Here is a 23,225-nt window from a genome sequence, read left to right as displayed (position 1 = left end):
CTCGTTTGTGAAAATCAAAGTTTAAAAGAAAAAAGCAAACCATCCTCTCCAGATGATTTGCTGCGCAAGATTTCTATTGTATATTTTTCTTTTTATTCCCTCTGAATTGTTCTAATAAGAGAACGGGTTATTTTTATCATTTGCCTGATCAACAAGGTGAATTATGAAAAAAATCTTGCAAACCAGTTTTTGCCTTTTTTCTTTTCGTTTTCTTTAATGATGCCCATCATATTTAACTTTACAGCCCCCACATAGTCAGCATCATCATGTTGAATATGGTTGATCAACCATTTTGACAATACCTCGTGCAATTCATTTTCAATCGAATGACCTTCCTCAAAACGACTACGATAGTTTTCAATACGTTTAATAAATAAATCATGCACTCGTTTATGTGGAACACGATATTTATAATCTGCTTCTTCTTGTAAGCTTTCTTCGAATGCAAAATGTGACTGGGTATAATCAATAATTTGATTAAGAATATTTCTAATTCTTGCACGATCAGTCATTACACCGATTTCATTAATTTCGTTAATATAATCCAAAATTCTTTTATGTTGATCGTCAATCACATCGATACCAGTATTATATTCTGGAACCCATTTCATCTTCATACGATCACCTTTTAAATAATATTCTCACCTTTCGATTTATACTAACCCCTTATTTTTAAAATAAAAACGAAGCGTATTAGTCTGAATTAAGTTAAAAATCTCAATTATTATTTAAGTTACTGTTTATATTTAATTATTATTTTAAACTCAACCAAAAGAGTCAGATATTTTTTAACCATATTGATGATTTTATGCAATTCAAAAATATAATTAACTATATAAAAATAAAAGCCTTTAATAAAATTAAAGGCTTTTATACTATTCATTTAGAATACATTAATATTGATCAGCTTTAGTTATTCTAATCAAATTAGGATTTTCAGCCTCCCGTAATAGTCGCTCAACACGAGTCAATGCTGTTTTTATCACTTGACCATCTTTAAATAAAATCATCTCACCTGCTTTATATGCAGTCCAAGTTTCATTATGGGTTAATGGTTCAGTGGTAATGACTGCAACACGATCTTCGGCTGTGGTAAATTTACTAAAATCAATATCGACATCTAAATCAACCAATCGAGCATATTTAAATGGATATTCTCGAACGATCCAATGCAATTTAGTCGTTGCATAGCTAAATAAAGCTTGCCCATTGGATAGACAAAAATTAAATGTGCCATATTCCGCAATTTGCGGTGAAATTTCTTCTAATAAAGTAAAAATATCATCCAAACTTGGCTCATCATAGCCAAATTTTAAAACCAACTGTTCAAGTAAATAACAAAATGCCAATTCACTATCCGTACTTCCTACAGGTGTAAATCGCCCTGATAAGCGTGGATTAAAATCATGTAAATCACCATTATGTGCAAAAATCCATTGTCTGCCCCACAGCTCTCGCATAAAAGGATGTGAGTTTTCTAGGGTGATTTTGCCTTGCGTCGCTTTACGAATATGTGCAATCACATTGCGTGACTTGATTGGATAGTTCCGTACCAATTCTGCAATCGGTGATTCAACCGCAGATTGATTGTCGACAAATAAACGGCATGCTTTATCTTCAAAAAAGGCAATACCAAATCCGTCAGAATGATCGGAAGTTATTCCCGCACGTTGCGAAAAACCACGAAAAGAAAAGGTAATATCTGTCGGTGTCGCACAGTTCATTCCAAGCAATTGGCACATAATTTATTCATACAACATTTTAGTTATAGGAATATTGTGCATGAGTCGCTTCCTGCTTGCAAATATCAATCATGAATATTGTTTGCAAACAGGATTATATTTCTGTAAGCCGCTAGTAATCGCTAACTAACGTCAGTTTGGGATAAATTTTGATGTAAGCTATTGAAAAGATAGATCAGGCTCAGCGGAGTCTCACCGTTTAAAGTCAGATGCAAGGATTAACCTTCGATTCGACCTGAGAGGTACTACCTCGCAAGGCTTTCGGGATGAGTGGCACTGCCACGCAAGGGCAAAACCATTTCTCAGTCGCCAACTCGACAGATACTATCAAGTACCTAATATATTGCAAAAACAGTATATTACAGATGTAGCCCTGCCTCGAACAATGCGACTGACATTTCCGCGTATCATATAGTTGGAAACATATCTTATCCCGAACTCAGGTTAACTATTTCAATTGTATTTAACGGTTGACCATTTTGTTCAATACAAAATTCTTCACAACGTCATTTATTTCAACAAATACAAAATAATCTAAGCAATTAAATGATTCATCGTGATAAGCCTGTTTGGACAACCGAGCATTCATTTTCAAATAAACATCAAATAACTTTGGGATACGTTCATCTTGAGGAAAACTGTACTCTGGATGACTAGGTTCAAAAGTAGGTTTTGCTTTCACGTCAATAAATTGTTCATCATCCAATTGTTTAAGAAATTGATGTGTGTAATAAGCTCGTGCCTTGTTGTCTTCTAAGCGAATGCTCACACAACCAATCAAATATTTTGCTTTCATTTTCCACAATACAGTCGGAACAAGATTAAGCCATAGCATCGATAATGCACGACCATTTCGATAACGTGGATGTACACAGGTTCGCCCAATTTCGACAATATTATCTAATGCTGAAAACTTTGATACATCAAACTCTTGCGAGCTATAACTCTTTTTTAATTCATGCCCTTGGAAGCGTTTTAAACGTGTATAAGCAACGATTTCATTGCTCCATTTATCACGTAACACAGCGTGTTCACAATCAAGATCATATAAATCTTGATCTAAACCATTTTCAAATGTAATTCCAAATTGATCTGCAAATTGTACTGCTCGAAATTTTTGTACTTCTTTAAGTTGTTTAAGGTCTTCAACCCATTCAAATTTATATTGTGATTGTGCTTTTTTAGGTTTTGGTAAAGGTAAGCTTAAGTTCTGACGATATTGGTTTAATTTTGCAAACATGTCTTCTGCTCCTAGTGCTTTTACTTACACTAGGCATTCTGCATGACATTGATGTGACCAAATAATGAATGTTTTAAAACAGTGGATGATTTTTTATCTGATGATTAAACACAAAAAAGCCAGTGTTTTCACTGGCTTAATTATTAACCTGATTATTAACTTGATTAATTCGTCGGTTTTACTCGGTTGGTAATCAATGTTCCCACACCATGATCGGTGAAGATTTCAAGCAAAGTTGCATGTGGTACACGACCATCCACAATATGCGCGCTAACCACACCGCCTTTTACAGCATCCAATGCACATCCAACTTTCGGAATCATGCCACCATAAATCACGCCTGTTTCAATCAGGCGATCAACTTCTTGTGTGGTTAAACCTGTCAGTAGATTTTTATTTTCATCAAGCACGCCAGTAATATTAGTCAAGAGAATAAGCTTCTCAGCACCTAAAGCCTCAGCGACCTTACCTGCAACTAAATCTGCATTGATGTTATAGGTTTGACCATCTTCATCCACACCTAAAGGTGCAATGACTGGAATAAAATCACTTTGAGTAAACATTTCTAAAACATCAGTTTTAACACCTGTCACTTCACCAACTAAACCTAAGTCGATTTGAGTGACAGTGCCATCATCTTGTGTTTTTTCCATCAATAATTTTTTAGCACGTAGCAAATTACCATCTTTACCTGTCAAACCAATCGCACGGCCACCGTGTTTATTGATCAAATTGACAATGGATTTATTCACACTACCGCCTAAAACCATTTCAACCACATCCATGGTTTCAGAATCGGTTACACGCATGCCATCAATACGGTCAGACTCACGCCCTAATTGTTTGAGCAATGAATCAACTTGAGGGCCACCGCCATGAACCACGATTGGATTTAGACCTACAGTTTTCAAAAGTACGATATCTCGAGCAAATGAGCTTTCCAAAGCAGGATCTGTCATTGCATTGCCACCATATTTCACAACCAGCGTTTTCCCTGAAAAACGTTGAATGTATGGCAAAGCCTCAGTCAATATTTGTGCTTTGTCGATGCCAGCATGCTGATGTGACATTCGCCTCTCCTTAATGAACTGTATGGGTTAGACTGTTGAATGCGGAAGCGCAAAAACAGTCAATGCGCTTGTAGAATCTCTTGAGCGATCATAGGATAACGATCACTGAGCATAGACGCAAATGTCTGACGAATTTCATTGAGATGAATTGGACAATCCGCATCAAAACGCACAGTGAAATACTCACCTGTATTTGATGCCCGAATAATGCCAAAACCATGTTCAAAATCAAGTCGAACACCATCAATTTTGCTTAATTCAGCCGCAAAATTTTGACTTAAATGTTCAATTTCATTCAGAACAACTTTAGGATCGGTGTGATGGGTGCTGATATAAGTATCTTCAGTATAAAAACGGTCTGGATATAACGCTAATATTTCAGACAATGTCGCCTTTGGAAATAGGCACAAATATTCCATGACACGTAGTGCAGCATATAAACCATCGTCATAGCCCATGCCACGACCATCATTAAATACATAATGCCCTGCATATTCCCCACCAAATACAGCACGACCTTTCGACTGTGACATATATTTGCGTAGGAAGCTGCTTCCTGTACGAATCATCTTGGCATGACCACCTAAACGCTCAACGGCTTGGCGTACCATAGAAGAACATTTCACATCAAAAACAATTTCATGTTGAGGGTGATCTTTTAAACACATCTGTGCAAATAAAGCCAATAGACGATCTGCGGAAATAATATGTGCTGTTTCATCGAGTATCACCACACGGTCACCATCACCATCTAAGGCAATGCCAATATCAGCTTGATGATTTAAAACATTTTGACGTAGTAATTCTAAATGGGTGGCTTGTGACGGATCTGGTGCATGATCAGGAAAATTTCCATCGGCATTACAACGAATTGCGATCACTTCACAACCCAGTCTTTTAAGTACTAAATTGGCACAATAACCTGCTGAGCCATTTAAACCATCAATTACCACTTTTAAAGGTTTAGATAAATGGATGTCATTTAATATTGCGTTTTGATACGGCAAGCAATATTCAGTTTTAATTTGGTGAATAAGGCTTGGATTATGAGTTGATGCTTGAATAGCTTCAAACTTTTCATTTTGAATATATTCTGTTTGAAAATACTGTGCTGCTTGGGTTCCTACATTTTGAATGCTTTCAGGTGACGGCGGTTCACTTTGCATAATCCATTTAAAACCATTATCTGTTTTAGGATTATGACTGGCTGTTACCATAATGCCATTACCACCTGTTTTTCGAGCAGCAAAGTACAGTTGTGGTGTTGAACAGCAACCGATTTCAGTGACTTGGATATTTTTTTGTTGAAATACCTGTTGGATAATATGAGCAAAAGTAGGACTGGTTAAACGAGCATCATAACCTAAGCTAATCTGCGGCTGACCTTTTTCAATAAATTGATTCGCCAAAGCATGTGCAATCGCCTGAACGTATTCAGGTCGTAGCATTTCAATTTTTCCACGAATATCATAAGCACGGAAAATTTGAGCTGGGAAATCATTCATTTCAATCATAAGCAAAACTTCTAATTGCTTAACCCTATATCTCTAAGCTAAAGGACATTCAATCGATGTTGTTTTAGCAATTTATTCAGAATTTTTATTCAAGGTTAAGAGGTAAAATACATATAAACAGGCAATACTATATGCAAATTTAAAACATTATATATACATACTTTTTGTTACATATTTAAGATTTATAAAAAAGCCTGATAAATCAGGCTTTAAAAATATAAGAAAAGTCGAGTATTTTTAAATGTACTGCTTCTAGTTTTGACCAGTATGTCCAAAACCACCTGCGCCACGCTCAGTCGCTTCGAACTCATTCACAATCTCAAGTTGCGCTTGAATTACAGGTACAAGTACATATTGTGCTAAACGTTCACCCGGCTCCAAAGTAAATGTATTTTGACTACGATTCCAAACAGAAACCATCAATTCACCTTGGTAATCTGAATCGATTAAACCCACAAGATTACCCAATACAATCCCATGTTTATGACCTAAACCTGAACGAGGCAAAATTAAACCTGCAAAGTTTGAATCTTCAATATAAATCGCCATTCCTGTTTTGACTAAAACAGTTTGACCCGGTTCAATTTGGATCGCCTCTTCAACACATGCACGTAAGTCCAAACCTGCTGAACCTGTTGTCGCATACGTTGGCATTGGCCATTCTTGACCTAAACGTGAATCAAGTACTTTTACTTGAACTTTCATATTGAAATCCTATGTAAATCAATTAAACAATGAATAACCAATCCGTTCAAAACTATTGAAATCTTATCCATTTCAAAATCAATGCTTTTCGCAGTAAGAATAGAAATTGATAAGATTTAAAATCACGCCAATTGCTCAAACCCTCCTCTTTGTTTTAGAGGAAAGTTCAGTGAAATTGGGCAATATTAAACAGATTGGCTTGAGTTAAAAATCAACGTTTTAATAACGCTTTTAAATTTTGCAAATACTGCTGAGCTTGTTGTTTAGGATCGACATTTTCAGCCAATTTTTTCTTACGACCTAACCAATCCAACTCATCTTGTGGTAATTCATCTAAGAAGCGACTTGGCGTCATTTGCTTCATTTGACCACCATTTTTACGCTGTTCAGCGAGGGTTAAAGTCAAACCTTGCTGTGCACGTGTGATTCCTACGTACATCAAACGGCGTTCTTCTTCGATGGTTTCAGCAGCAATCGAGTTCTTATGCGGAAGCAACTCTTCTTCTAAACCCATGATATAAACGAATGGAAATTCCAAACCTTTAGAGGCATGTAAGGTCAACAAATTGACTTTATCGGTGTCTTCTTCTTCCTGTTGTTGCTCAAGCATATCCAGCAACACCATTTTACGAATCACACTTTCAATGTTCTTTTCATCAACATCTTCAGCACGATTGATCAAACTTTGAATACTGGTATACAGCATTTCAACGTTATCAATCTTGGTTTTTTCTTGTGCAGGTGTTGCAGCCGATTCACGTAAATAATCAATATAACCTGCGTCGTTCATCATCTGACGAATTTTAGGCACAGGCTCATCATCATCCAATAATTCACGAGTAAAATCGTTGATAAAGCCTGCAAATTCAGCCAACTGCGTTGTCGCTTTCTTTGGCATAACCATGGTTAAACGCTGATCACTGGCTGCTGCTAATAGCGATAGATGATTTTCTTGAGCAAATAACCCTAATTTTTCCAGCGTCACAGGCCCAATCGCGCGCTTCGGTGTATTGATAATACGTAAAAATGCACTGTCATCTTCAGGATTGATAATAATCCGTAAATAACTCATCACATCTTTAATTTCTGCACGTCCAAAGAACGATTGACCACCTGAAAGCTTGTAAGGAATCTGCATTTGGCGCAATTGTGTTTCCAGTACACGAGCTTGGAAATTTCCACGGTACAATACCGCATAATCTTTCCAATTCTTTCCATTCATCAATTTATGCGTCAATAAATCTTTAACGACTCGTTCAGACTCATCATCATCATTACGGCATGTGATCACACGAATCACTTCACCATGACCTTTATCACTCCACAATTTCTTATCGAATAAATGTGGGTTATTTTCAATCACATGGTTTGCCGCTTTTAAAATACGACTGGTCGAACGATAATTTTGTTCGAGTTTAATCACTTTTAGATTGTGAAAATCTTCTTTGAGCAAAGCCATATTTTCAGGTTTTGCACCACGCCATGCGTAAATAGATTGGTCATCATCACCAACGGCGGTGAATTGTCCCATCACACCAACCAGTAGTTTTACCAGAATATACTGTGCTGTGTTGGTATCTTGATATTCGTCGACTAAAAGATAACGGACACGATTCTGCCAACGATCACGTACCTCAGCATTGTCTTGAAGTAGCCGTGTTGGCATGACAATCAGATCGTCAAAATCGACCGCATTATAGGCACGTAAATTACGCTCATAAAGCTGATACAAATGTGCAAGTTGAACATCATCATTTGTTTCACAAGTAGTATGTGCCTGTTCTGGAAGAATAAGGTCATTTTTCCAGTCAGAAATCTTTTTCATTGCTTTGGCAATGAGCTCTTTACTTTCTGCACCTGATAAATTATCACGATGCATCAAGTCCATCAGAATGCGTTTACAGTCATCCGCATCCAGAATAGAAAAGTTTGCTTTTAATGGTGTGTTTTTGAGTTCTAAGCGTAATAAATTTAGACCGAAGTTATGGAAGGTAGAAACAGATAAACCTTTCCCCTCTTCTTTTCCCAATAGTTTACCGACACGCTCTTTCATTTCACGTGCAGCTTTATTGGTAAAAGTCATTGCTGTAATTCGATACGCAGGAATACCGCATTGCTGTACCAAATAAGCAATTTTTCTAGTAATCACAGAAGTCTTACCTGAACCGGCCCCTGCAAGTACTAACAAGGGTCCTTGAGTATATTTCATGGCTTCAAGTTGCTTGTCATTCAATTGACTTGCTTTAGACATCGTTCATCCTCAAAAAACTTCGAGCTCGATTATAGTCATCAAAACCACAGTTGCAAAATGCTTTATGTGAATGTGTCCGACTAAAAAAGTGAGCGCATAAAAATCCACCCAAAGGTGTTTTATTGATACCACTCTATTTCAAAAATGCGTCTTTAAGATAAAGGCTCAATATGATTTTGTTTCATCAACCGTGATTTCAACACTGCGGTTTTGCTCGCAGCCAGCAACTGTAGAAATGACAAGTGCTCATATTTATTTTCCTTCTTATGCTTTATTTTGCTTAGGCATAAAAAAAATCGAACCACAGCCAGCTATGATTCGATTTTTGTGTTTTTACTACAAAATCGCTTTAAATTTATAACGATTTCTTAGCTTGCAGCATAAATACTAATTTCTACACGACGGTTTTGCTCACGACCAGCAGCAGTTGAGTTATCTGCGATTGGGTTTTGAGAACCATAACCTTGCGTGTCAATACGGCTTTGAACGCCTTGACCTTTCAGGTAGTTTGCTACAGAAGCAGCACGGTTTTGTGATAATGGGATGTTGATCGCATCCGTACCTGTATTATCTGTATAACCAGTCACAAGAATTACACTCTTGTTATCTTCTTTCAACGTCTGAACAACTTTATTCAACGTGCTGTAAAAGTTAGGTTTGATATTTGATTTATTGGTATCAAACGTAATGCTACCCGGCATAATTAATGCAACAGAACCATCTGGATTACGGCTTACATCAACACCAGTACCTGCCATTTGTTGGCGAAGTTTTTTCTCTTTATTGTCCAAATAAAGACCAGCACCTGCACCTAATGCAGCACCAATTGCCGCAGCACGGTTATTCTGTGCAGAACTATTTGCATTACCGCGCGACAAACCATAACCTGCCGCTGCACCAATTAAACCACCTAAAGCAGCTTTATCGTATTCCACACCACCGATGTTATTTCCAGTTGTTTGACATCCTGATAATGCCAAAGCCCCTGCTACTGCTGTAATTAATAGTGCACGCATCGCATGCCTCCAAGTTGTGTTTTTTGTTGAATTTCATTTTGTCATAAATAATGAACTTCCACTATTGGCATTTTGTTAAGAATTTCTCATTTTTTTACATTTTGTAAAATATAGTGCAAATTTTGCAAAACTGATCACCATAATTTGTACACAGTTTATAAATGTCTCTTTTTAAATGAACAATGAAGGACTATATTTAAAGGCTGTGGGTAATTCATTTATATTGATGAAGATGCTTAATTTTATGAAATATCCAGCAAGCTAACACTTTAATTCGAATATGCAAAAATGATTAGGACTGTTCTATGTCATCTCAGCAACAGAAGCAACCTATTTTAAAAAAAATTACGAAAGGATTAACCGTTGGTACAGTGATTACTGGAAGCACCTTTTTTCATGGTCCTCCAGTCTTGGCACTTGGATTAACCAAACTGGTCAAAAAGTCTAAAAAAATCGATGAAACCAATATTAACATCACCAACAGTTGGTTAAGTGTTAATAATTGGTTAATTGATCATATTCTCTCTGAAACACAGTGGGATATTAGCATTGATGAAGGCTTAGACCTGAATATGCAAGGTCGTTATCTCATGACCTGTAATCATCAAAGCTGGGTTGATACCACTGTTAATCAATATTTTGGTTTGAGCCGTATGCCTCTAACGCGTTTTTTCACCAAGTGGGAACTGATTTTCATTCCTTTTGTCGGTCAAGCCTTTAAAATTTTAGGCTTCCCGATGATGAAACGGCATACCAAAGAACAAATTGCAAAAAATCCTGAACTTAAATACCGTGATTTAGCAGAAGCACGTAAAGCTTGTGAGCAATTACTGAGTCAGCCATTTACCCTACTGAATTATTTGGAAGGCACTCGTTTTACTCCAGAAAAACATGAGAAACAACAATCACCTTATGTCAATTTGCTCAAACCTAAAGCAGGTGGATTAGCTTTAGCCTTAGATATTTTAGGCGATAAAATTGATGCTCTAGTCGATATGACTATTGTCTATCCTGATGGTGCACCGGGTTATGGTGAGTTTTGGTTAGGTGATGTTCCTCGAATTGCTGTCAATATGCGTAAAATTGAAATTCCTGATTGGGTTTTAGGCGGTAATTACGAGGATGATGCTGAATATCGTGAAAACTTCCAAAAATGGGTTGATCATTTGTGGGCTGAAAAAGATCAATTGATTAGCAAAATGAAAAATAAATATAGTCGCTAAACCAATGACTTCTCTTTCGCATTGTTATTGAATCAGAAACATCTCCCATTTTAAAACATAATGAAAGAAGTCAGCTTTCAAAAGGAATTGCAATGACAGAGCAAGACATTAAACAAGAATCTAGCCAAAGCACAATAAAAAAAGGCATCCGTCAGCATATCCGCCACGATACAGTCGGTTGGAAGCTTTTCTTAGCTTATGACATCTTTATGATGTTCATTATTGTATTTAATTTATTTTGCTTATGTGCAAATGCTTTTCTCATGAGTAACTTTGGGAATTGGTTTTTTGAAACCATTCATTTACCTCAAGTTTTACAATTCTATAAAAGTGATTTACATCCGTGGGTGATTAAAACTGAAAGCTGGTTTATTACTTTTTTAATCGCAGAATTACTCATTCGATGGTTCTTTGCGATTATTTATAAACATCATGCCCGTTGGTTTTTCTTCCCTTTTATTCATTGGTATGAAATTTTAGCGATTAGTCCTTATTTGCGTTTTTTACGTTTAATTCGTGCAGGGATCATTGCCTACAGATTCCATGAAATGGGTTATAAAGTTGTTCCTGATAGCATCATGAATCGTGTCTTGTTTTATTATGGTGTAGTGATGGAAGAGCTCTCGGATCGGGTTGTATTGACAGTAATTGATGGCGTAAAACAAGAATTAGATACCAGTTCCAGCCACAAAAAAATTATCCATGACTTAGTCAATCATCACCGAGACATTTTTGCCAAAGCCATTGCAGAAGTTTTACAAGAAAGTTTAGCCACTGAATTAAAAGCTCAACGTCAGTTAATCACTCATAATGTGGGACAGATTGTTCGCCAAGCGATTGAAGATACGCCACAATTGACTCAACTATTACGTTTAATTCCAATTGCAGGCGGTATGATTGAAAATCAAATTCAAAATATTGGGCAACAATTGGGTGAAAATATTACTCAAGGTTTGATTCAACCTTTGACTGAAGGTAGTGTGGATAATCCAAATGCCACCTATCAGCTCATTTCGACAAAACTCAGTCAGTTAAATATTGAAAATCAATCTCTTGAAGAATTGGTTGAATCTGTGGTCTATGAGAGTTTAGAATCACTGAAGAAACAAGTTGCTGTAAAACAATGGCAACTGGAATTGAATAAAAATGATCAAGCTGAAAAATAAATTTTTCATTGAAATTATTTGTATCTTTGCTAGAGAAATCGTTCAATTTGTTCTAGCATTTGCGCTATTTCACAAATTAACTTTAGATAGAAAACTTTAGGTCACAAGCCTTTTAAGGAATAATTATGGCTGATATACGGATTACAGGCAGAATGGTTAATTTTACACGATTAACCTTCGATACAAATGATCATGATGCCATCCGCCAGCAATTAACTTCAATGATGAGTGAAACCTCTTATCAAGGGGCTTTAGTCATTATTGATACGACTGTTGAACAAGAGCTGATTGCGCTTATTCAATTGATTGTCAGCCTTGATTTACAGCCTATGGCTGTTATTGATGGTTTATTGGGTGACCAAGCACGTGCAATTCAGTTCCCTGTTTTGCCCGCAGACCGTCCTTTACAGCGCATAAAACCAACCAAAGAGCAAGTGGTTGAAACACCCGTAAAAGAAACGACATCTGCCTCTGCCACAGCGCTTGAAAAAACTACAACAGAAGCACCGAAATCCATTAGCCATGTGACGTCTTATCATGATGAAATCTTACGTACAGGGCAATGCCTTGTACAAGACCATGGTGATATTATTCTCAATGCAGGGATTAACAGTGGTTCTGAAGTAATTGCTTCAGGAAATATACATATCTATGGCAGTGTTCGTGGTAGAGTCATCGCAGGCGCAGGCGGTAATACTGCTGCAAGAATTTTTTGTCATTCATTAGAAGCCGAATTGGTTTCTATCGCAGGAACATATTGTGTAGCTGATGATATTCCACAAGATGTGGTAAAAAAAGCTGTACATATTCACTTGAATGATCAACAAGAGCTTGTATTTGAAGCTCTGCAATTTTAATGTAAATTAAACACCATAAAAAATCCCAATTAAAGGGATGACCATAACAGGAGTGGATTCGGTGGCCAAAATTGTTGTCGTTACATCAGGCAAAGGCGGCGTAGGTAAAACTACGACGAGCGCATCTTTTGCAACAGGTTTAGCCCTTCGTGGTCATAAAACTGTTGTTATTGATTTTGACGTAGGTTTACGTAACTTAGACTTGATCATGGGTTGCGAACGTCGTGTCGTTTATGATTTTGTAAATGTTTTAAATAATGAAGCACGTTTACAACAAGCGTTAATTCGCGATAAAGATATCGAAAACTTATACATTTTACCTGCTTCACAAACACGTGATAAAGACGCCTTGACAGATGATGGTGTTGCACGTGTGATGGAAGAACTTTCACAAGAGTTTGATTATATTATTTGTGACTCACCTGCAGGTATTGAGCGTGGCGCTATTTTAGCCATGTATCATGCAGATGAAGCGATTATTGTAACGAACCCTGAGATTTCATCGGTTCGAGATTCAGATCGAATTATTGGTATGCTCGACAGTAAAACCAAAAAAGTTGAAAATAACGAAGGACGTGTCCGTAAACATTTATGTATCACTCGTTTCAATCCAGAACGTGCTGATAAACAAGAAATGTTAACGATTGAAGATATTTCTAAAGATATTTTACGTGTTCCAACGCTAGGTGTGATTCCTGAGTGTCCAAGCGTGCTCCAAGCATCAAATGAAGGTAAACCTGTTATTCTTTACCAAGAAGCATCAGCAGGTCAGGCTTATGATGACTTAGTGGCTCGTTTCTTAGGTGAAGAGCGTCCTTATCGTCACATCACTGTGAAACCTAAGGGTTGGTTAGCACGATTATTTGGAGCGTAAAAAATGGCAGGATTTTGGAGTAAACTTTTCAGCAACGATGACAAACCATCTAGCGCCCAAACTGCTAAAGATCGCTTAAAAGTTATTGTTGCTTCTGAAAATGGTTTGGGCAAACGCCTGAGCCAAGACAAGATTGATCAAATGAAGAAAGAAATCATGCAAGTGGTCAATCGTTATGTTCGTGGTGTAGATGAACAACATATCCAAATGCAAGTTCGCTCAGAAGCGAATATTGAAATGTTGGAAATGAATATCAATTTACCTGAAGAACGTTAATTCTATTATTGATTAGTCAAGTAGATTGAATCAGGGCAAAATGGCGCAAGTTATTTTGCCCTTTTTAATTGGGTTATCAATTATTCATCAATGCTTTGCATTATTCCTTATTAAAGAAAATTTAATAGGGGTTTATATAATGATGAATCAGATCAACGCGTTTTAAATTATTTAATTTGAGGAGATGCTGTTATGGCACTTTCACAGCCAGCAACGTTCAATGAAGAATGGTCAGACGAGCGTGTATTTGCCTATTTAACCCAACTTCCTCCTGAAGGTACCAACGCAGATTTTCACGTGCTTTATCATGCATTCAAACATATGCGTCCATTTGATTATGAGCGTTTATTGACTCAGTTCGTTGCTGATGGGCGTGACATCAATGCAACGAATCCTGAAGGTCAGCGCATCCATGATGTGATTGCGCAATACCCACGTCAAAAAGATGGGTTTTTAGAAGTTTTGGCTAAATTTGCTTAGCATTTAAAATGCTGAAAATTAGAAGCTGAAAACTATAAAAAAACCTGCTTTTAAGCAGGTTTTTTCTTTTAGCGTTAGACACTGATCTAGGCAATAGCAATGTATTAACGGTTCCCAATTAAGTATGCACCAAACAAGGTAAAGATCCCACCAGAGATGCCATCAATCCACTTCGCAGCATTCTGATAAGCTGCTTTAAAACTAGGTAATGAAAATACAAAAGCCACAAAGCTGAACCAAATCAATGTTTCGATAGAAACGATCACAAAAAGTAGCGAATGAACGCCATCTAAATTAGGGTTGGCAAGAAATATTGAAAATACGCTACCAAAATAAATCACGGCTTTCGGATTGGATAAATTGGTTAAAAAACCTTTTAGAAAAAAACGCAAATTGCTTTGTGGTAATTCAAATTTCTGTTGTTCTGACACAGGTTTTTTACTGAATGCAGACTTGAGCATTTGAAAACCAAGCCAGCATAGATAAATCCCACCAATCACCAGCATCACTTGTTTTAACCAAGCCATTTTTTCAAAAATAATGTTGAGTCCTAATAATGCTAAAAGTGCCCAAAACATCACCCCTGCGGTAATCCCAATCACAACAAACATCGATTGCTTTCTTGAGCGGCTAATCGCCGTTTGCGAAACGAGGAAAAAATCAGGCCCCGGCGTGATTAAAGCGCAAAAATGAATAAAGATTAAGGTACATAGTGCGATCAACATTTTTAGAATTCCACTAAATTTAGATGCTCATATTAATGTGAAAATTCATGTTTTACCAAGCTAAAGTTAAAATTAAATATTTTCAATTTGCAAAAAAAAATGCCCCTTCATTTTGATGGGGCATTTTTATCATTTTATGAAAGATAGTGTACTAAACCAAAATATCACGTTTACCATTGGCACCTTGTTCACTAACAATACCCTGTTCTTGCATTTGATCCACAATACGTGCAGCACGGTTATAGCCTAAACTAAACTTACGCTGTAACGATGAAACCGAAACCTTACGTGTTTCTAAAACAAAGGAAACACATTGATCATATAAAGCATCACGATTTGGATCACCATCACCATCTTCAAAACCACGTGAAGTCGGTTCTTCATCAAAAGGTGTAAGGATTTCATCGACATAATCTGGATCACCACGCTCACGCCACGCATCACAGATACGGTTCACCTCATCATCACTGATAAATGCACCATGTACACGTTCAGGATCAATTTTACCCGGCCCGAGGAATAACATATCACCATGACCTAATAAGTCTTCTGCCCCGCCACCATCAAGAATAGTACGTGAGTCAATTTTACTGTTTACCCGTAATGCAACACGGGTTGGAATGTTAGCTTTGATCAAACCTGTAATCACATCAACAGATGGTCGTTGCGTTGCAAGTAATAAATGGATACCCGCAGCACGTGACTTCTGCGCAAGACGAGTAATCATTTCTTCAGCTTTTTTACCGACCTGCATGATCATATCTGCAAACTCATCGGCAACAATCACAATAGAAGGCAAAGGTTGCAATCTTGGTGCACGTTCTTGCATGACTGAATCACTAGGCTTCCACGTTGGATCAATTAAATCCTCACCATTGGCAATCGCTTCTTCAACCTTACGGTTATAGTCTGCCAATTTACGAATCTTTAAGAAAGACATGAGTTTATAACGGCGTTCCATTTCATTGACACACCAATTCAATGCACTTACAGCATCTTTCATGTCAGTCACGACTGGGGTGAGTAAATGAGGAATATCATTATAGTTTGCCAATTCTAACTGTTTTGGATCGATGAGAATTAAACGCAATTGATCAGGTGTATATTTCAATAACATCGATAAAATCATCGAGTTTACTGCAACAGATTTACCTGAACCTGTGGTACCTGCAACCAACATATGCGGTGCTTTACCCAAATCCGTAATGACTGGATTACCTGAAATATCTTTACCCATTGCCATTGAAAGCATACCAGATGGGTCTTTAAACATCGGAGTTTCAAGTAATTCAATGAGTCGTACCATTTCACGAGCACTGTTCGGTACTTCAATGCCGATATACGGTTTACCTGGTATCACTTCAACCACACGTACAGATGCCATTGACATTGAACGTGCTAAATCTCGTGAAATATTGGTCACTTTTGAAGCTTTGACACCCGGTGCCAAATCCAACTCAAAACGAGTAACCACTGGCCCCGGTTGTGCTTCGATTACTTTTGCTTTGACATTAAACTCTTGTAATTTAATTTCCAAAAGTTCAGATAAGCGTGAAAGCTGTTCTGCTGTAAAATTGACCTTTTTATTAGGGTCGACTCGATCTAATAAATCTAGCCCCGGTAATGTCGGTAAATCACGACGTTTTTGCGCCACTTGCATCGCACGTGACATTGGTCGCCCATGTGAATCGGTTAATGGTGCATCTAGGTCAAACTCATCTTCAAGTTGGCTTGCAGAGTCTTCTTGAGGTTTGCCTGCTGTTTCCAACCATGCATCTCTAAAAGCATCTTTATCTGAAGCAATTAAAGATTTTTCTTCTTCACTCACCAATGATGATGGCTGTAAATTTGTTTGGATTTCGGCACGGGTAAAGGCTGTTGATTGCGAATAATTGGTTGTGGTTCGTGCCGTTGCAGTCTGATGATCAGATTCAATACCAGCATGTTGCTGAACATAGTCGCTATTATTTTTGTTGTTATAGTCATCAGATGCAAGCATGGCCAAGTCATCTAATTCACTTGCAAGATTCTGCCCTACAGCAACTGAGGCCGCAGTCGCTGTAGCAACACCATGATGAAAATCTGTTAGATTTTGTTCAGGATGATGACCATAATGCTGGTTTGTATTCTGCTGAGATTGAACAGTTTCATTATTAAATGGACTATGAACATCTGTTGCCGTTTGACCATTGGGCACTACGGCTAATAGCTCATCAAAAACTTGATCATCATCCCAATTTACAGATTTTTGCTGATGCGCTTGGTTTGCCTCAAAAGCGTCACGTGCAACATGTTCAGGCTCATTAAAAGCGTGATGTTGTTTTAGATCTGCACGATTTTCAAAATGATTGGCTGAATCGTCTTCTGAAGCTTTTAAAAGTGCATCAATATCACGGTTATGGTCTTGATCTTGTTGCAGCGCTTTCCACACCTCGCCTGATGAAACTGTGCGTTTACTCTCTTGCTCTAAGCGATGTGCTTTTTCTAAAGTGCGTTCTAATTCTAAATCGTCAATATCATCGATGGTATCTTGATCAAACTGAGAAGGCTGTTGAGTTCGATGTTCTTGTTCTACCATGTCATCAAACAAACGCTCAGCAGTTTGTGAATGTTTGCTAGGTTTAATCACAACATGTTCTTTGTTATGCACGTGATCTGCAGGTTCTACAAACTCTGCTTGAGCCGTTACAGGTTCAGGTTTTGTCGCTGTACGGTTTTTATTTTTGGGTGGTGTGGTTAAATCAAAAGCAGATTCACTTTCAGGTACATTTCTATAAAACAGTTCTTGTAAATAGGCAGGTGTCGCTTTTAAGGTTGACCATGTTTTATTCCATTGAATCCCAAAGGCTAAAGTGAATAAAACACCCAATAAAAGAATCAACAACGCAACCGCACCATAGATGGTGATCAATTGCGTTAAGCTTTCACCTAGCTCATAACCAATGATTCCACCTGAAGCATTGGCTAAAGTGTCTGCTGGCACATTCCAAATCAGGTATAAAAGGCTTGAAGTCGCGAGTAAAATGAAGAATTGAGCGGCATAACGGAATGGACGGCTTAAAAAACTTCTTGGCCACCACACTTGCACAGCTTCAATAAATATAAATACAGGGATAAGTAAACTCGCCCAACCTAAAAAACCAAACAATAAATCTGCAATCCACGCCCCAGCAACACCACTGGCATTTGAAACCTGCTGTGTATCACTTGAAATATGCATCCAACCTGGATCAAATGGTGTATACGTCACTGTTGCAAGGAACAGATATATACCAAATGAAACCAAGAATATTGTTGTTAAAAAGCGCTGTGCATAAACATTCGACACCGCAGTCATATACTATCCTGTAACCAATTATTCAAATTACTCTTTTCTGAAGCTTTTAAACGTTCTTCAAAACAGAAATCATTATATTATGCACCTGTTCAACAAAAAAAGATGCACTATTATTTACGTGTGTTGTAAGTGTTTTTAAGAGTTCCGTGATTTATTTTCTAACAGAATTCTCAACGTGATTTTATAACATTTCTGTGCCTATATAGCTCATTTCGATTTAGATGATCAATATTATCCACATCGATGCCACACAACTTTGATAGAGTTTCACGTATAATTCTACCAATTTCTATATTTTTTATAAAAAAGGATGACTCATGAGCGCTCGTCACTCTCGGTTAATTATTTTAGGTTCTGGCCCTGCAGGTTATAGTGCGGCTGTTTATGCGGCTCGTGCGAACCTCAAACCGACACTCATTGCAGGTATGCAATTGGGTGGTCAGCTAACCACAACAACTGAAGTAGATAACTGGCCAGGTGATCCTATCGGCTTAACAGGCCCTGCGTTAATGGATCGTATGCAAGCGCATGCTGAACGTTTTGGTACTGAAATTCTTTATGATCATATCAATGAAGTTGATCTAAACGTTCGCCCATTCGTTTTAAAAGGCGATATGGCTGAGTACACCTGTGATGCATTGATTATTGCAACAGGTGCAACTGCACAATACTTAGGCTTAGAATCTGAACAAGCCTATATGGGTCAAGGCGTAAGCGCTTGTGCAACCTGTGATGGTTTCTTCTACAAAAACCAAAAAGTTATGGTTGTAGGTGGTGGTAATACGGCTGTTGAAGAAGCACTTTATCTGTCGAATATTGCATCACATGTTACTTTAGTACATCGTCGTGATAAGTTGCGTTCTGAAAAAATCCTTCAAGACCATTTAAATGAAAAGGTTAAAGAAGGAAAAATTTCGATCGTCTGGAATCATCAAGTCGATGAGGTTTTGGGTGATAGCGCATCAGGTGTGACTTCAGTTCGCATTAAATCAACGCAAGATGGTTCAACTCAAGATGTTGACGTTTCAGGTATGTTTGTAGCGATTGGTCATAAGCCAAATACAGCAATGTTTGATGGACAACTTGAATTACGTAATGGTTATATTCAAGTACATAGCGGTACTGCGGGTAATGCAACTGCGACCTCGGTTGCTGGCGTGTTTGCTGCTGGTGATGTTGCGGATGATGTCTATCGTCAAGCCATTACTTCTGCGGGTTCAGGCTGTATGGCTGCATTGGATGCAGATCGTTATTTAGATGGTTTAGAATAAACATCCGCATCGATTATTTTTTGTAAAAATAAACCGCCTATATGGCGGTTTATTTATTTTTAATTTATAACTAGTTAAATCATTTTTATAATTTTAATATGGGAAAATATTGTGACGACAGCATGGACAGATGGGTATCAAACAGAAGTTAATTACACTTATGGTTATTACAAAGATTTAAGCCCAAATTATCAAAAATTTTGCCTTCTTCTCAATGGTGTAGACTGCTCAAGTAATGATTTAGATGATATGCATTGCGAACTTGGTTTCGGTCAAGGTGTTAGTCTCAATATTCATGCCGCTTCAAATTTTGGCTTATTTTACGGCACCGATTTTAATCCAGCACATGCGGCACATGCCGATCAATTGGCTGAACAATGTCTAGTACCGCATCATTTTTACGATGCCAGTTTTGAAGAACTGTTAAATAAAGATTTACCGATGTTTAACTCCATTAGCCTGCATGGAATTTGGAGTTGGATTAGTCATGAAAATCAACATATTATTTTAAAATTCATTCGAAAATTCTTAAAACCGAATGGAATTGTCTACATTAGTTATAACTGTGTGACGGGGTGGGCTGCCAATATGCCGATTCGCGAGTTATTCCATAGTCATTTTAAATTTAATAGCACCAGTACCAATCCGATTCAAAAAGTTAAAGATTCTCTTGCATTCAGTGAATCACTATTACAACAAAACCCCAATTTTGCCAAACGTAATCCAAATGCTTTAAGCAAAGTACAAGATTTACAAAACCAAAATCCAAATTATTTGATTCATGAATATTTAAACCAAGATTGGCAATGCTTTTCATTCCAGCAAGTGGTACGCATTTTAGAAGACGTTAAATTATCTTATGCAGGTTCTACGGATTTAAATACGCATTTGGATAATATTAATTTTACTCAAGAGCACCAAGCCTTTCTGAATCAAATTGAACATCCGATTTTTAAAGAGCAATGTCGTGATTATTTTGCCAATTCTCAATTCAGAAAAGATCTATTCATCCGTGGAAAAAATAATTTAACGCCACTTCAAACTCAGCATCGTCTTAGAAATACAGCCTTTGTACTTTTGACTGCACCAGAAACCTTACCGAAAACCATTAATGGATATTTAGGTGAATTTAATTTAATTCAAGAGATTTACGAGCCTTTAGGTCAACAGTTCAAAAAACTAGACTATCAACCTCAAACGATTGCTGAGCTAGAAAAAGCGATACCAAATTTAAATTATGCGCAGATTTTAAATGCATTGGTTATCTTGTGCCATTTAGGTCTAGCTTTACCTTGCTCACAAAACCCAGCAACGGATGAACAGCTTCAATATTCACAAAAACTGAATCATTACATGCTAGAACAAGCCAGTTATCATCAAAATTACCAAGTGCTGGCATGTGCGATCACTGGAATTGGCATTCCCGCAGATCAATTTAGCCAATTGTACTATCGCGCTCATTTTGTCGATGGTCTTAAAACTGCAAAACAGTTCGCTGAATACATTCAAGACGTTCTTGATCAATTAAATTGGAAAGTTCTCGATAAAGATGGCAATGCTGTATCAGAGCGAAAACAAAGCTTGGAAGTGCTACAAGAAAAAGCGCAAAAGTTTATTCAAAGTGACAAATTAAAAATTGCTAAGCAATTGAAACTTTTTGCATAACTTCTACCACGACACAACGACCAAAGATCAGCTAATATAAAGCTGATCTTTTTATTTGATGATGCAACGTGAGTCAACTTCCTCCTTCACAGTTTATATTTCCAGATCCAATTGAAGCTGATCCAGATGAACAAGGTTTAATTTGCATTGGTGCAGATTTAACAGCACCTACGCTTTATGAAGCCTATACGCATGGATTATTCCCATGGTTTTCTGAAGGTGAACCGATCTGTTGGTGGAGTCCTGAACCTCGCTGTATTATCCGCCCCAACGATTATCAACCCAGTAAATCGTTGCTGCGGAATATGAAAAAGTTTGACTACGCCATTACCATCAATCGTAACTTTGAAACGGTGATTCGCTCTTGCGCGATGCCGCGTAGCTATGCAGATGAAACATGGATTTCTGAAGACATTATCCAAGGTTATTGTGATTTATTTGATGCAGGCTATGCGTACAGTGTTGAAGTTTGGGATCAGAATACCATCGTCGGTGGACTATATGGTGTGACGATTGGACATGGTTGTTTTGGTGAATCCATGTTTAGTACCCAAACTGATGTTTCGAAAATGGCTTTTTATACGTTAATGCTCATTGGCCGTGAAAATCATTTACCGTGGATTGATTGTCAATTGGTCAATGATCACCTGATTAGTCTCGGTGCTTGTACACTTTCTCGTCAGGAGTACCTTAAATCGTTACAAGATGTAATAAAACAACCCTCTATAGATTGGAAAAGTTATCAAGAGCGTGTATTTTCAAGTAAAACAATAGCGAATTTTTCGCAGTTAATGGAATGAATATAAAAGGAGGGACATGATTTATGAACTCTTATCATCCTAAGTCCCTGTTGAACGACTTACAGTACTACATTACACCACCCCATGATTGCAGTTATCTCGAAAATAAATCTGCAAGAATGGTCTTCCTCGATCCTATTCAACGGATCGATGTGGTCACGCTTTCTGAACTGTCTAGAGTTGGCTTTAGACGCAGTGGCGATTTCGTTTATCGCCCTGAATGTCACCTTTGTCGGCAATGTCTTTCTTGTCGTGTTCCTGTTGCTGAATTTAAAATGAGCAGCGCACAGAAAAAAGCATGGAAACGCAATCAAGACTTAACTGTTAAAATTATTCCAACCAAAGATGCCACACAAACCCATTATCAACTTTATGAACGCTATATTCTTGAAAGACATGCTGATGGTGACATGTTCCCACCCAGCTATGATCAATTTGAGAAATTCTTAATTCACAGTTGCACTGATAGTTTTTTCTTAGAATTATGGAAAGATGATCAGTTGATTAGCGTTTCTACTTGTGATCAATTAGATGATGGTGTTTCTGCTGTATATACTTTCTTTGCCCCAGATGAAAACAAACGTTCATTAGGCGTTTTTGCCGTACTTAAACAAATCGAATATGTAAAATCACTGAATTTAGATTACGTTTATTTGGGTTATTGGGTTCCACACTCCGCTAAAATGAATTACAAATCGCAGTACGCACCATTTGAATTGTTATTAGATGGTCAATGGCGACGTATCAATCGTCACTTAGAAGCGAAAGAGATTCAGCAGTTGGGTGATATGTTAATGACAACCCTCCCCTCTGAATGGAATGAGCCGATTATCAAATAATCGGCTTTTTTATTTTAATTCTGATTAATTTAACCTGAGTTCGGGATAAGATATATTCCCAACCATATGATACGCGGAAACGTCAGTCGCATTGTTCGAGGCAAGACTACATCTGTAATATACTGTTTTTGCAATGTATTAGGTACTTGATAGTATATGTCGAGTTGGCGACTG

At 37.5% G+C, this 23,225-nt stretch carries 20 protein-coding genes; 10 read left to right on the top strand and 10 right to left on the bottom strand.

The genetic code is table 11. From position 1 onward, the window contains the following. Positions 1–161: 161 nt before the first annotated feature. The 8 genes from GGG_RS0112655 to GGG_RS0112615 all read right to left on the bottom strand — a co-directional run bounded on the left by GGG_RS0112655 (position 162) and on the right by GGG_RS0112615 (position 9,538). On the bottom strand, positions 162–617 hold the full coding sequence (locus GGG_RS0112655; RefSeq protein WP_010115397.1) for a bacteriohemerythrin: 456 nt from the start codon (positions 615–617) through the stop codon (positions 162–164). A gap of 276 nt (positions 618–893) precedes the next feature. After that, the gene (locus GGG_RS0112645) at positions 894–1,742 is read right to left on the bottom strand and encodes a class II glutamine amidotransferase (protein WP_010115395.1); all 849 of its coding nucleotides are present in this window, start codon (positions 1,740–1,742) and stop codon (positions 894–896) included. A gap of 463 nt (positions 1,743–2,205) precedes the next feature. Further along, positions 2,206–2,982, bottom strand: a complete 777-nt coding sequence (locus GGG_RS0112640; protein WP_010115394.1) for a GNAT family N-acetyltransferase — start codon at positions 2,980–2,982, stop codon at positions 2,206–2,208. A 164-nt stretch (positions 2,983–3,146) separates the two neighbouring features. Beyond that, positions 3,147–4,052 (bottom strand): acetylglutamate kinase, encoded by a 906-nt coding sequence (gene argB, locus GGG_RS0112635; protein ID WP_010115393.1) that lies wholly within the window; start codon positions 4,050–4,052, stop codon positions 3,147–3,149. 59 nt (positions 4,053–4,111) lie between these two features. Beyond that, positions 4,112–5,566, bottom strand: a complete 1,455-nt coding sequence (locus GGG_RS0112630) for a phosphomannomutase/phosphoglucomutase (RefSeq protein WP_010115392.1) — start codon at positions 5,564–5,566, stop codon at positions 4,112–4,114. 252 nt (positions 5,567–5,818) lie between these two features. Then, positions 5,819–6,271 (bottom strand): dUTP diphosphatase, encoded by a 453-nt coding sequence (gene dut, locus GGG_RS0112625; protein WP_010115391.1) that lies wholly within the window; start codon positions 6,269–6,271, stop codon positions 5,819–5,821. Positions 6,272–6,482: 211 nt separating this feature from the next. Beyond that, positions 6,483–8,522: a UvrD-helicase domain-containing protein gene (locus GGG_RS0112620; protein WP_010115389.1), complete on the bottom strand. Its 2,040-nt coding sequence runs from the start codon at positions 8,520–8,522 to the stop codon at positions 6,483–6,485. Positions 8,523–8,890: 368 nt separating this feature from the next. Next, complete coding sequence (locus tag GGG_RS0112615; protein WP_010115387.1) at positions 8,891–9,538, bottom strand: OmpA family protein; 648 nt, start codon at positions 9,536–9,538, stop codon at positions 8,891–8,893. A gap of 305 nt (positions 9,539–9,843) precedes the next feature. Between GGG_RS0112615 and GGG_RS0112610 the strand changes: the two genes are divergently transcribed. The 6 genes from GGG_RS0112610 to GGG_RS0112580 all read left to right on the top strand — a co-directional run bounded on the left by GGG_RS0112610 (position 9,844) and on the right by GGG_RS0112580 (position 14,414). After that, complete coding sequence (locus GGG_RS0112610; RefSeq protein ID WP_010115385.1) at positions 9,844–10,761, top strand: acyltransferase; 918 nt, start codon at positions 9,844–9,846, stop codon at positions 10,759–10,761. A gap of 92 nt (positions 10,762–10,853) precedes the next feature. Beyond that, on the top strand, positions 10,854–11,927 hold the full coding sequence (locus tag GGG_RS0112605) for a hypothetical protein (RefSeq protein WP_010115383.1): 1,074 nt from the start codon (positions 10,854–10,856) through the stop codon (positions 11,925–11,927). A 125-nt stretch (positions 11,928–12,052) separates the two neighbouring features. Further along, on the top strand, positions 12,053–12,784 hold the full coding sequence (gene minC, locus GGG_RS0112595) for a septum site-determining protein MinC (protein ID WP_010115381.1): 732 nt from the start codon (positions 12,053–12,055) through the stop codon (positions 12,782–12,784). A gap of 61 nt (positions 12,785–12,845) precedes the next feature. Then, on the top strand, positions 12,846–13,658 hold the full coding sequence (gene minD, locus GGG_RS0112590; RefSeq protein ID WP_010115379.1) for a septum site-determining protein MinD: 813 nt from the start codon (positions 12,846–12,848) through the stop codon (positions 13,656–13,658). Positions 13,659–13,661: 3 nt separating this feature from the next. Next, positions 13,662–13,934, top strand: a complete 273-nt coding sequence (gene minE, locus GGG_RS0112585) for a cell division topological specificity factor MinE (RefSeq protein WP_004722763.1) — start codon at positions 13,662–13,664, stop codon at positions 13,932–13,934. A 192-nt stretch (positions 13,935–14,126) separates the two neighbouring features. Next, positions 14,127–14,414: a PA4642 family protein gene (locus GGG_RS0112580; protein ID WP_010115377.1), complete on the top strand. Its 288-nt coding sequence runs from the start codon at positions 14,127–14,129 to the stop codon at positions 14,412–14,414. 104 nt (positions 14,415–14,518) lie between these two features. Here the strand turns inward: GGG_RS0112580 and rhtC are convergent, their stop codons facing one another. Together rhtC and GGG_RS0112570 are read right to left on the bottom strand one after the other, a co-directional pair. Beyond that, a complete protein-coding gene (rhtC, locus tag GGG_RS0112575; protein WP_010115374.1) occupies positions 14,519–15,139 on the bottom strand; it encodes a threonine export protein RhtC in 621 nt (206 codons plus the stop codon). Positions 15,140–15,290: 151 nt separating this feature from the next. Further along, on the bottom strand, positions 15,291–18,476 hold the full coding sequence (locus GGG_RS0112570) for a DNA translocase FtsK (protein WP_010115373.1): 3,186 nt from the start codon (positions 18,474–18,476) through the stop codon (positions 15,291–15,293). A 317-nt stretch (positions 18,477–18,793) separates the two neighbouring features. Between GGG_RS0112570 and trxB the strand changes: the two genes are divergently transcribed. The 4 genes from trxB (at position 18,794) to GGG_RS0112550 (ending at position 23,051) form a co-directional block, all read left to right on the top strand. After that, complete coding sequence (trxB, locus tag GGG_RS0112565; protein ID WP_010115371.1) at positions 18,794–19,747, top strand: thioredoxin-disulfide reductase; 954 nt, start codon at positions 18,794–18,796, stop codon at positions 19,745–19,747. A gap of 111 nt (positions 19,748–19,858) precedes the next feature. Further along, positions 19,859–21,412, top strand: coding sequence for a class I SAM-dependent methyltransferase (locus GGG_RS0112560; RefSeq protein ID WP_010115369.1), 1,554 nt, complete (start codon positions 19,859–19,861; stop codon positions 21,410–21,412). A gap of 68 nt (positions 21,413–21,480) precedes the next feature. After that, positions 21,481–22,212: a leucyl/phenylalanyl-tRNA--protein transferase gene (aat, locus tag GGG_RS0112555; RefSeq protein WP_010115367.1), complete on the top strand. Its 732-nt coding sequence runs from the start codon at positions 21,481–21,483 to the stop codon at positions 22,210–22,212. Positions 22,213–22,235: 23 nt separating this feature from the next. Beyond that, the gene (locus GGG_RS0112550; protein ID WP_010115365.1) at positions 22,236–23,051 is read left to right on the top strand and encodes an arginyltransferase; all 816 of its coding nucleotides are present in this window, start codon (positions 22,236–22,238) and stop codon (positions 23,049–23,051) included. Positions 23,052–23,225 lie beyond the last annotated feature (174 nt).

The sequence above is a fragment of the Acinetobacter sp. P8-3-8 genome (genome assembly GCF_000214135.1).
GTDB lineage: Bacteria > Pseudomonadota > Gammaproteobacteria > Pseudomonadales > Moraxellaceae > Acinetobacter.
The sequence above is the reverse complement of the archived record's forward strand: the minus strand, read 5'-3'. Positions and strand labels throughout refer to the sequence as shown.